This window comes from Psychrobacter sp. ANT_H56B (genome assembly GCF_008369245.1).
GTDB lineage: Bacteria > Pseudomonadota > Gammaproteobacteria > Pseudomonadales > Moraxellaceae > Psychrobacter > Psychrobacter cryohalolentis.
On sequence record NZ_VOBF01000012.1, the window covers coordinates 45538 to 57490 of the forward strand.

Here is an 11953-nt window from a genome sequence, read left to right on the forward strand (position 1 = left end):
GTAAGATTTATCTGTTAACATTTAGCTATGTGCCTTATATGCTTTTTTGCTAAGCTTCTTGTTCAATTTATGGTAAGGATATGTCATGACTGCTTTTCATCGTTTGGCCTTGTTTGCTACTGGCGTGTCTGCTGCGCTATTAATAAGTGCTTGCCAGCCAGCATCAGATGATGTTGAGGTGAATGCAGTGCAAGACGATGCACCGGTCGTAGCAGAGCAAGTTGACAGCCATGAAGATATGGATGCTCACGATATGATGACTGCTGATACTACGCCAGATGAGATGCCAATGACGGACATATTTAAAGACTATACGAAGTCTATGACTGATATGCATAATGAGATGATGGTAGGTATGGCTTATAATGATCCTGATACAGCCTTTGCAAAAAGTATGCTTGGGCATCATCATGGTGCAGTAGATATGGCAAAGATTGAGCTTAAATACGGTAATGATGAGACGATGCGTAAGCTGGCAAAAGACATCATTGACTCACAGCAGCTTGAGATTGATATTATAAATAAATGGCTTGCTAGCCACCCTGATGCGCCCAAGCCAAAGCCCAATACCCAAGCAATGCAACAAGCTTATACGGCAGGCATGCAAGCCATGCATGACGACATGATGACTGGCATCGCAAATCCTGTGCCAGACATGGCATTTGCACGTGGTATGCTGCCTCATCATCGCGGCGCGGTAGATATGGCAATGGTACAGCTGCAATACGGTACTGATAAAGAAATGCGTAAATTGGCACAAGACATCATTGATGCCCAGCAGCCTGAAATTATATGGTTACAAGAGTGGATTGCAAAAACGTTAGTTAATGCAGAAAAAGATGCAAGCAATGCTACCGATCAAGATACTTCTGCAAACCAGAAAGAAGCCGTAGAGGTTGCCAAAACCACAAAACCTAATGCTTAAATTTTAAGTGTACAACACAAAGCCCATACTAAGCATCATTGTTTAGTATGGGCTTTTTAATAGCTGCTAATTTTATAGTAGCCACTGTCTTTGTAGAGTACTCAACTACGTGTGATAGCCAAATCACTATGACTCGGCACCCTTCATCACATCTAACCAAGCACTTTCTGTTTTTAATTCATTTATCTTATTTTCATCATCTGTATTAGCCTTTGCTAAACGCAAGCTAATACTATGTGGACAGACTTTATCTAAACCATCACTCTCATCTGTATCGACTTTCGGTACAACCTTAACCGTCATCAGCTCATCACGGCGAAACAAATGGCATTCAATGTCGTGTGATGCATCATTGAATAGGGCTAGTTGTTTGTTATCTGCTTTGATACCATCAATTGCGATAATAACATCATGTGCTGAGAGTCCAGCTTTTGCCGCGGCGCTCGCGCGCGCTACCTTACTGACCTTGAGTCCCATTGGCGTTTCAGTACATCTCATGCCCCACGGTACATGTTTGTCAGCGGTCTCTTTGGTATTGCTATGTAACTGAATACCGTTAGCGGCTAACAACGATTTTAGAGGCAACTCTTCAACGCCATTAACATAGCAGCGCTCAAAATCTTCCCAATCCGCTAATGGCATAAACTGCCCAATAATAGTCCCCATATCGGCACTACTGATCCCGACGCGCTTTTTGTCATTTTGCTTCGCTTGTTCATAAAAAGCTTTGACCACATCAAATAAACGATAACGTCCCGCGCTCTTTTCTAGTAGCGTTAAATCCAGACATAACGCCACTAAAGATCCTTTATTGTAGTAACTGATACCCGCATTGCCAGTATTTTCATCGTTGCGATACAGCTTAATCCACGCATCAAAGCTCGATTCTGCCACACTTTGCTGTGCGCGACCCGGCGTTTGGTGATAGCGATTAATTTGTTCTGCCAATAACTTTAGATAGCTTGCCTTATCAATCACTCCTGATGCTTGCAGCATAAAGTCATCAATATACGAGGTAAAGCCTTCAAATACCCATAGCAAAGGTGTAAAAGCTTCGCGGCGTAAATCCACATCTAGCATCACATCGGGACGAACTGTCTTGACCCACCACGCATGAAAATACTCATGACTACACAAGCCTAAAAATCGCTGATAATCACTACTTGGCATTGTTGGTTCATTGATATGAGGTAAATCACGGCGTGGGGTAATCAAACTGGTCGAATTGATGTGCTCCAAGCCGCCATAATCTTGCCCACTAGCATAAGTCATAAAAGTATAATCATTAAATGGCGCGTCACCCAACCAATTGAGATACGTCTGGCAGATCCGAGTTAGGTCTTGCTGCAATCGTCCCATATTGGCATTATGCTTACCCGCGAGGAAAAATTGATGGCTCAGCGTCTGATGCTGATTATCTTGAATAATAAAATCAAATTTCTCTTGTATGGCAATCTCAAACGGATAATCAATAAGTTCATGATAGCTGTCCGCTTGCAAACTATATAAATTTTGCTCATCGCTTTGTAAGTATGTAGCTTTAAGTCCACACGCCAGTAATACTTGCTCTTTATTTTTATCAATAAAAAAGGCTTCGGGTACCATCAAGCTAACCTGGATTGGTGATTGCTCTTGCCCAGCAACTGCCAATGCCAAAGACGTAAAATTGCCGTACAAGCGCTGCTGATCGACATAAGCCGTGCGCACCGATAAATCATAACAATATACTTCGTAATATACGCTTATCGTTTGCCCTGCTTTTGCATGTGGCAATTGCCATGTGTGCTTATCAGTTTTTTGCGCGCGATAACACTTAGAATTTTTATTATTCGCAATCTGGTTATCCGATAACTCTTTATCCAATATCTCGTAATGTACAGCGGTGATATTTCGAGCAAATTCACGCATCAAATAACTGCCCGGTATCCATGCCGGTAGCCATAAGCTTGGCGCGTCTGTATCTGCTGTAAACCTAAGCGTGACATCAACCAGATGCTCTAAAAAACGCTCAAAGTCGAATTGGTAGTTAATATTAGATGGCTGATTATCGACAGCATGAGAGAGTGAAGTCATATTTTTTTATCCTTATAATTACTGCTATGGTAGAAGTCATTGCTCAAAAACGCAACTGGCGAACCTAAAACCAGCAACGCAGTATTTGGTTAATATGCTAAAAACATGGATTATTCTGCTCAATTACACGATTAATTGGCATTTTTTGTTGTTTTAACCTTGAAAGTGATGGGAGTTATCGCAATTAAAGAGGCTAACTGCTAAAGTTACCCTAATAAACTGATGATAATTAACTGATGACGTGGCTATTTGGCTGGCTGATTGGCTTTTTTAGGTTTATTGCAACCGTATTTAATTTTTAATATCAACATATTTAGGATAATTTATGACTACTATCGCAAAAGACACTGCCGTCAAGTTCAACTACACGCTAAAAGACGACGAAGGTAATATCCTTGACCAATCTCCAGAAGGTCAACCACTTGCTTATTTGCATGGTCACAGTAATATCATCCCAGGTCTAGAGCAACAACTAGAAGGTAAATCTGCTGGCGAAAGAGTTAATGCTGTTGTTGAGCCTGCTGACGGTTACGGCGAATATCAAGAACAAGCGGTACAACATGTACCACGTGACAACTTCCAAGGCGTTGAAGATATCCAGCCTGGTATGCAGTTTCAGTCAGAAGCTGGTGGTCAAGTGATGCTAGTTACTGTGACTGCCGTCAGTGACAAAGAAGTGACTGTTGATGCAAACCATCCACTAGCTGGCAAGCGTTTGACGTTTGATGTTGAAATCCAAGAAGTACGTGCTGCTACTGAAGATGAACTAAACCACGGTCATGTACATGGCGCAGGTGGCGTTGAACACTAATCTCTTATAGATTATTGTGCTAGATGCATAAGCAATGAGTGATGAAGCCCATCCTTTGTTGCAAAGGGTCAGTAGATTTTTCTATTGACCCTTTTTTATGAGCAAATTTAAAGGTTTTTATCTGTACTTACTTGACATTAAGACCTTTAAAATATCACAAAGCCCAAACGTAATAAAGCCGCATAATGACTAGCATTATGCGGCTTTTATTACCAACCATCCATGTTACTGTCATTCAATACTTAATCCCGAAGTATTTTATAACGGTCGGGCATCCAGCCCTATCATCCCTAATCAGCAAACTACCTATCCCTTATGCGACTTTCCAGATACCAATCCCTAGTACCTCTGAACCTTTCAGTTCAATCTTGCCGTAGATGTATAATCGCAGATTGACCCATACTAAGTAAGAGGTCTAAACGTCAATCCTTGTAAGCATATGCTTACGTACAATTTTCGTAGAGTTTGGGCAGCTGAATAGATAATAGTCTACAATAATTTTTATAGCTTTTCTTCAGGACTGCTCAGCTTTGTTGGCTCAGCACTGAGCATAATATAAGCCGCTTCATTAATGAAAGCTTCATCTTCTGGTAGCTCTGGGCGCTCAGCAGCCTTCATCTGACTGCGCTCTTCAAACTTTGCATCCATTGCCGCTTGATAAGTATTCCAGTTGGCATAAGGACGCTCACCAGTTGCAATCTGACGCTTGTTCTCAGCCTCTAGGGAGCGTTTTTCTATTAGCTGCATTTTGGCACGGCGTTTATTGATATCGAGCGCAACTGGTTTTTTCTCATCTTCCATATTACGGATATCATTGAGCGTTGATAAATAAACGAACTGCGGATTTTTTTGTTGGCGGATTTTCGACTGTTGGTTAAGAGTCGCCAAGGTATTCGACGTGAATTTACCTTCGGGCTTATACGGTGCAGTCTTAATTGTATCCCAAGGCAGCGCCTTTTTCTGTGCGCGCTCGCCAAAGGTTGCATCGTCATAGATGTTGACCAATTCAATATCAGGGACCACGCCTTTATTCTGCGTACTACCACCGGTGATACGATAGAATTTACGCTGCGTTAACGTCGCAGAACCAAGCGCCAAGCTGTCTAATTGGATTTGCGCTGAGCCTTTACCTGTTGTAGTACTACCGACTATCAAGCCACGTCCATAATCCTGAATAGCGGCGGCAAAAATCTCACTTGCTGACGCAGAGGCAAGATTGGTCAAAACGACTACCTTACCATCATATAGCTGCTCACCACCGTCATCATCACGGTAAACTTGAATATTGCCACGATTATCACGAATCTGTACTAGCGGACCACTCTTAATAAAGAAGCCAAGCATCTTGGCAACTTCATCTAGTGAGCCACCTGGATTATTGCGCAAATCAACGACCAAGCCATCGATATTCTTTTTATTTAACTCTTTCAATGCTTTTTCGGTATCGATACTGACACTACGATAATCTTCACCATTACGGCGGGCTCGGTAGTTCAAATAAAAGCTTGGTATTTCAAGAACACCGATACGTTTTGGAGTTTTATCGATATTTGGACGCTGAACTTCAACGACACGCTGAGTGACGCCTGATTCTTCTTGTGCAATAATATCTCGAACCACAGTCACATTACGAGCACTGGCATCAGGGGTATTAGGCTGACGAACTTTAATCGTCACCGATGTACCGCGCTTACCACGAATCAGACTGACGATTTCTCGCGTTGACCAGCCGACCACATCAGTCATAGTCTCGCCATCTTTGGCAATACCAATAATTAAATCGTTGGGCTTAATTTGACCGGATTTAGCTGCCGGACCGCCATCGACTAAGGTCACAATACGGGTATAGTCTGGGTTTTTACGGTCAGGGCGGATAGATACCCCAATCCCTTCTAATTGTAGGCTAGATTGTATTTGCAGCTCATTGGCTTGAATTGGCGCGTAATAATTACTATGAGGATCGTAGGTCAGCATCGCCGTGTTTAAGATGGTTTCCATAATCTCATCATCTTTGAGACGGGTAAACTGCTCTTGCTGACGAGATAAGCGATTCAGTAAAATCTCACTTGGCGTGCGCTCATCATTACGGACCAAATCTTGACCGCGCGTGATATCTGGGTTGTCTAAAAAGACTTTTTCTTTTGCTTTTTCGTCTTCCTTACCCAAAGTAATACTCATCAACTGAAACTTTAACTGACTTGCCCAATAGTCGCGCTGCTCTTTTTTGGTTTTAAAATGATTGAGTTTTTCACGGTCAAGGACAATGTTATCCTTGCTGGTCAAATTAATATCCGTTTTTAGCATCTTTTTTGCCATGGCAAAATACTCATTTGAGCGTTTACGATAGCGCTCAAATACTTCTACCCCAGTAGACAAATCACCACGCTTTAAACGCGCACCAAATTCATCGGCATACTTTTTCTTAAACTCATCGACATCAGATTGCAAAAACAACGTATGGTTTGGATCGAGACTATCGATATACATAGACAAAATCTCGCTACCAGTTGCTGTATCCAGTGGCTGATTAAGATAATGACTGCGATCCAGCAATGCCGCTACTTGGCGCGTGGTAACCTGTTGCTCAGGCGTCTGTTTAAAACCTTCGGTATTGGTATCAGCTACTGCGGTGCCGTAGCTCTGGGTAAGAATTAAACCTGCGATGCCCACTGACGCTGCACTGAGTAACCACTGTGCTGGTTGTTTTTTCATCATATCTACCTAATTATTTTAAGTGAAAAGTATGCTCTGTTTTTAGCAAAATCAAAAAATATCTATAAATGGCTGTCCATAAAATCTAGCTATTTTTATTCTCTTATATTTAACACTAAACCATGCGTTACGCTAGCACTAAAAGCTTATATCTGCGTAAGGATTATGTTGGTTTTATCGTTAAAAAACCATTCAATACTAGCATGGGCATGAATATAGCTCTGTCTCAAACTGTATAAACAATCTTACACGCTGCGCGCGCTCATACCAAGTTTCCTACTACATAAACCAGATGACTCTATTTAACGAATATCGGTCAATGTATTAAAATGTCTTCAAATGAATTCCCGTGATACATTATGCTGGACTCGTAATTACTGTCATAATAAGCCCCTGATAGCGATGAATAATAGATGTCATTTCTCATGATTTTTTAGTTTACCGTAGCATATAACAATATATAACCTCATAAGGATCACGCAATGTATGGCGTTTTAATGATTGATATCGATAGTACCGCGCTGACGGCTGAAGATGTCAGCTTAATTAGACAAGCACAAGTTGGTGGGGTCATATTATTCGCCAGAAACGTCACCGATGCCGCCCAAGTGCGCGCGCTGTGTGACGATATACGTTGTCACAATGCTGACATTCTGATTGGGGTCGATCAAGAAGGCGGACGCGTTGCCAGATTGCGTAACGGTTTTACGCCACTGCCAGCGATGGGAAGACTTGGTGAATTATTTAACCAAGACCCCAATCGCGCTCTAGACTGTGCATATGATTGTGGTTATTTGATGGCATCAGAAGTATTAGCAGTGGGCATTGATTTGAGCTTTGCACCGGTGCTCGATAGAGATGGTATCAGCCAAGTTATCGGTGATCGCAGCTTCCACCATGAGCCACAAGCTATCACTGCTTTGGCAAGCCAGTTTATGCGTGGTATGAAAGCCGCTGGCATGGCAACCACGGGTAAGCATTTTCCTGGTCACGGTGCAATAGCCCCCGACTCGCATATTGCTGAAGCCATCGATGATCGTAGTTTAGATGAGATTATGAACAGTGATATGCAGCCATTTGCGCAAACGTTGCCTTGGCTTGATGCTTTGATGCCAGCACATGTGATTTTTTCGCAAGTAGATAATAAACCAGCGGGTTTTTCTAAGATTTGGCTCAAAGACATTATTCGTGAGCAGCTAAATTTTGACGGGGTATTGTTTTCTGATGACTTGTCTATGGCAGGGGCAAAAGCTGCGGGTGATGTCAGTGCACGTGTCAAAGCAGCGATCGAAGCCGGTTGCGATATTGCTTTGGTTTGTAATGATCGCGTCGCGGCTCATGAAGCAGCAAAAGCGGCGCAAGAGCTGCCCTATCCCAATCAAAAACGCATCAAAACCATGTGTGGACAGATACCCGCTTGGCAAGGCAACCTTGAATCGACTTGTCAGCAGTTTGACTGTTGGCAACAAGCAAAAGAGAATATTTTACAGACGTTTTTTCCTACTCAATTAGACTCTAAGGCATCCGCTAATCTTGAGCTAAAAGACCCAACAAGTTACATCTAATAAGTGGCAATCAAGTTAATTTGATATAGAAGAATAGACAACATAAAAACCGCACCTTGATTAAGATGCGGTTTTTCTGATTTATAGTTTAATTCAATGTATCTTAACGCTTCGCTTAATTGGTTGCAGCTGGATCCAATGCCGTCCCACGGCTAGCATCATCAGCATCTGGCATTAAATCATCGTTGTCGCTGTCTAATGGATTTAGGTCTGGATCAAGCGCATCACTATTAATCGCTAAGCCATCATTGGCTGTAGTCGTTTCGTCATAGACCACAAACTCGATACGGCGGTTACGGAAACGACCTTGGTCTGTCGTATTGTCCGCTATAGGATCGGTCTCACCCATACCTTTGGTCATAAGCTTGCTAGGATCAACACCTTGCGCGACCAAATACGCCTTCATAGCCTGCGCACGCTCTTCTGATAGCTTTAGATTATAAGCAGCATCCGCTGTATTATCGGTGTGACCAATAATCATCAGTGTCATATTGGGCACTTGCTCCATGAGCTTCACAGCGCGATCTAATAGCGCTTTATTGGCGTCAGGAATCACCGCTTTATCTACTTCAAAATTGACCACTTGTAGACTTAAGGCGCGAGCGACATCACGAGGATCGGGGTTCTGACCCAAGTTATCCATTGCCGCCTCAGACGCTGTTAAGCTATCAGCAATCTCAGTTTGCTCATTCAGTGGACCTTCAGCAATAACTGTCATCGCTGGCGCAGCAGCTTGTAAATCAGATACCAATTTGGTTAAAGCGGTAGTATCAGCAGCATTGACCGTAATCGTATCGCCTTTGACCAACATACTGGCATTTGGGACATTTTTAAAAATAGGTAAAATAGTGGCAAGCTGCGCAGTCGCTGGCATATCAATTGAGAAGTTATCATCGACATCTGCACGGCAATTATTGGCGGCATCACCAAACACGCCAGTCAGCGCAGTCATGACATTGCTCTGTAGCGTGTCATTACCCACATCCATACGGCATGCATATAGCTCACTATTTTCACCAGTAGCAATACGCAAGGATGCTGGTGTAATATCACCTGCAACTGCCTGCCCATCACTATCCGCGGCTTGTTGCTCTGTCACAACAGGCTTGCCGACCGGCTCAGGCTTATCTTGACAGCCTCTTAATAGCGCCCAAGCTAAAGCCCCTAAAATAATCAAACCGATAATAGGTAACAGCGCCTTCATAAAGCTGCCATCTTTTTCTGCTTCGCGCTGTAGCGGCGCGGTGCTCACAGTATCTGATATATGCGTACCAGTAGAAACAGGAGCAGCAGCAATCACGCCAACAGGCAATACAGCCTTTGCCCATACGGGGATATGACGCTGATAACTGTCAATATTTTCGTTTAAAAATTGCGGTACTGGCGTCGTGCCCGCCAAACTTTTGATTTCATGATAAGCAAGCGGTGCTGCCATGGCAATTAAGCCACGAGCAGCCGTGACATCGACGTTATGCTTACCGGCAAGCTCGCGAGCGATTTGATCTCGATGCGCGTCTTCTGTCCATACACGATCATAAAAACCTTGATCATCACGAGCAATCGTTTCATTGGCAAAACGGTCATGGGTCTGATTGTCTGCTAGACGCGCCGCAAAAATAGCATAAAACTGTTCAAGTAAGTTTTTCTTGGCAGGATTGTGATCGTCTCCAAGTACCGCTGGACTGACTGTCCGTGTCAAATGATTAATAATATCCATAGCATCCTTCCTCGATTCATCATTATTTTATGTGACTTGTTTTATATCGTTTACGCGCTCAAAAAAAAGCGCGTTATGTCAGTGCTAATCTATAACAGTAGTAATCTAAAATTTAATCGTCTGAAATAACACCTAGCCACGCTATAAAATGGGCAATGACCAGATTCAGCTTTCGTTATTATAAAAGTATTAAGAAGGCGTTCACAATCAACGCGCTGTTGTGCAAATGCTACAATAAGTAATATTTCAGTTGTTACTCGTAACTATGATGCCTATAAAGTGAAAATTGCGAATCTATATTCAGCTCAACGTTAAATTGCAATATTAAAACAGTGCCAATCAAATATTGCCTAAAAAACTGCTTATTATTGGAAACAAAAAAGTGCCTTATAAAATATAAGACACTTTTTAACGTTTTATAGTCTTTAAAAATGTTAGTGACTTATCTTCTGACTTGAGCAGGTTCAACCACAATGACATTGTTTGCCATGTCATCAACTTCAGATAAAGAGATAGAGCCATTTGAACCTGAAGGCGCGCTATTAAAATTATTAGTATTATTATTTCTGACAGGTGCTGGCATCACACTATCGTTGGTCTCATCGTCTGGTGCTTGATATTCCACATTATTAGCGCTGTTGTTAGCATTGTTATTGACAGGCGCATTCTCAAATTGATTATTAAAATTATTGGTCGCCATACCTTGTTGCTCCACGATACCATTATTCATATCATTAGGGTTGATAGGTAATGGTAGTGGCGCAGTACTCTCAATAATCATCGATGGTAGCAATGTACGCATATCTGTCATTAAGCGCTGTAGCTGCATAGCATCTGGCGCCTCTACCGTGATGCGATCATTTTGTAATTGTAAGCGCGCAAACGGCGCTGCTCTCAATAATGTCAGCACATTAGGTAATACCTCTATTGGCATATTGGCAACGCTGCTTGCAACGCCTTCTTTGACAGTTAACTGACACATCCCTGCCTGCTCACCAAAGCTGGTATTGAGCGCCTGTTGTAATAGGCTTTGTAGCGCGACATCGCCCACTGACCCATTACAAGTATAAAGACTGCCATTGTTATCCACCCCAACTATGAGCTCAATTGGCGTTACCACTTGTACTGGCGGTTCAATCACAGGCGACACGACAACTGGCGTTGTCACCGCAGCTTCTACTGGCGGCGTGTCATTTGGCTTGATTAATAATGCCCACACAAGTCCAATAGCGGTCACTGCCCCTAGTAATACAAATGTCCATAGCAACATATCATTGCGTTGATTACGGGTACGTGTTTTTTCTCGGCGTAGGCTGCTATTTTCTGCCAAATGATGCTCTGCTGGACTGACATGAATCGAATCAGTGCTGAGACGCTCATCTAAAGTTGGTATCGGCGATTCTGCTGTGAAACTCGGTGAAGCGATAATATCGACAGCGGCGGGTTTGTAGTTATTTAAAGCAACAGCTGGTATCACAGTCCCTGCCAATACTCTCTGGCTCTGAAACAGCTCATCATCAGTATGCTGCGGCGCGCCAATGATAGGTGCGGACCATATCGGCAAATAAGGGCGCAATGAGGCTTGCTCACCTTGCAAAAAGGCTGGCAAAAATTGTCCATTTGCCAGTATTTTTAACTCTTGATAGGCCAGTGGCGCGGCATTCATCAGCAGCTGCATCGTCGTAAACTCGTCAATATGATGGGTCGATGCCAGCTCTTGAATCATCAACCGACGTAAGCTTGCGGTTTGCCAAAGTTGCTCAAATAACGGTGGTTGTGCGACATGTTCATTGATAACGGTGGCATCAATACGCAATAACTGTGAGTAGATATGTGGCAATGCCAAACGCGATGCCAAAATCGCATAAAATTGTTCCAGTAAGCTGACATGGGAGACGCTACCATTGTTACCCAATATAGCTGGGGTCACCGTTTGCTCTAGTTGATCGATGATACTCATAAGTTACTGCCTCTGTCAGCGTTAATGTTACATATATAGTCGATATATTTTGATTGGTCATAGCATCAGTCGTTACTGTCAGTATACGAAGCATTACTCACTGTCACTCGTACGATGTTATATTATTCAATATAACCAATCATTAAAGCACAATTTTGTCGCATATTGGTTTTTGCATGATAATCGCTGC

7 protein-coding genes are annotated in these 11953 nt (G+C 42.8%); 3 read left to right on the plus strand and 4 right to left on the minus strand.

What is annotated here, in order from left to right; translation table 11 throughout:
- The first annotated feature begins 85 nt into the window (after positions 1–85).
- Positions 86–925, plus strand: a complete 840-nt coding sequence (locus tag FQ082_RS12135; protein WP_149493283.1) for a DUF305 domain-containing protein — start codon at positions 86–88, stop codon at positions 923–925.
- A gap of 126 nt (positions 926–1051) precedes the next feature.
- Here the strand turns inward: FQ082_RS12135 and FQ082_RS12140 are convergent, their stop codons facing one another.
- Positions 1052–2998, minus strand: a complete 1947-nt coding sequence (locus tag FQ082_RS12140; protein ID WP_149493284.1) for a M61 family metallopeptidase — start codon at positions 2996–2998, stop codon at positions 1052–1054.
- 325 nt (positions 2999–3323) lie between these two features.
- Here FQ082_RS12140 and FQ082_RS12145 point away from each other — a divergent pair, with 325 nt between their 5' ends.
- Entirely contained in the window at positions 3324–3809 is a 486-nt protein-coding gene (locus FQ082_RS12145; RefSeq protein WP_011279591.1) for a peptidylprolyl isomerase, read from the plus strand.
- Positions 3810–4310: 501 nt separating this feature from the next.
- On the opposite strand, the gene FQ082_RS12150 is transcribed toward FQ082_RS12145, so the two are convergent.
- The gene (locus tag FQ082_RS12150; protein WP_149493285.1) at positions 4311–6521 is read right to left on the minus strand and encodes a carboxy terminal-processing peptidase; all 2211 of its coding nucleotides are present in this window, start codon (positions 6519–6521) and stop codon (positions 4311–4313) included.
- Positions 6522–7003: 482 nt separating this feature from the next.
- Here FQ082_RS12150 and nagZ point away from each other — a divergent pair, with 482 nt between their 5' ends.
- Complete coding sequence (gene nagZ, locus FQ082_RS12155; RefSeq protein WP_149493286.1) at positions 7004–8086, plus strand: beta-N-acetylhexosaminidase; 1083 nt, start codon at positions 7004–7006, stop codon at positions 8084–8086.
- Between the two features lie 115 nt (positions 8087–8201).
- Here nagZ and FQ082_RS12160 read toward each other — a convergent pair whose 3' ends face one another.
- The gene (locus FQ082_RS12160; protein WP_149493287.1) at positions 8202–9803 is read right to left on the minus strand and encodes an OmpA family protein; all 1602 of its coding nucleotides are present in this window, start codon (positions 9801–9803) and stop codon (positions 8202–8204) included.
- A gap of 442 nt (positions 9804–10245) precedes the next feature.
- On the minus strand, positions 10246–11763 hold the full coding sequence (locus FQ082_RS12165; protein WP_149493289.1) for a hypothetical protein: 1518 nt from the start codon (positions 11761–11763) through the stop codon (positions 10246–10248).
- Between the last annotated feature and the right edge of the window lie 190 nt (positions 11764–11953).

Bases quoted from the DNA above. Each gene is read 5' to 3' on its own strand.
- FQ082_RS12150 (WP_149493285.1), bottom strand. From the start codon at position 6,521: ATGAAAAAACAACCAGCACAGTGGTTACTCAGTGCAGCGTCAGTGGGC.
- FQ082_RS12140 (WP_149493284.1), bottom strand. From the start codon at position 2,998: ATGACTTCACTCTCTCATGCTGTCGATAATCAGCCATCTAATATTAAC.
- FQ082_RS12160 (WP_149493287.1), bottom strand. From the start codon at position 9,803: ATGGATATTATTAATCATTTGACACGGACAGTCAGTCCAGCGGTACTT.
- FQ082_RS12165 (WP_149493289.1), bottom strand. From the start codon at position 11,763: ATGAGTATCATCGATCAACTAGAGCAAACGGTGACCCCAGCTATATTG.
- FQ082_RS12135 (WP_149493283.1), top strand. From the start codon at position 86: ATGACTGCTTTTCATCGTTTGGCCTTGTTTGCTACTGGCGTGTCTGCT.
- FQ082_RS12145 (WP_011279591.1), top strand. From the start codon at position 3,324: ATGACTACTATCGCAAAAGACACTGCCGTCAAGTTCAACTACACGCTA.
- nagZ (WP_149493286.1), top strand. From the start codon at position 7,004: ATGTATGGCGTTTTAATGATTGATATCGATAGTACCGCGCTGACGGCT.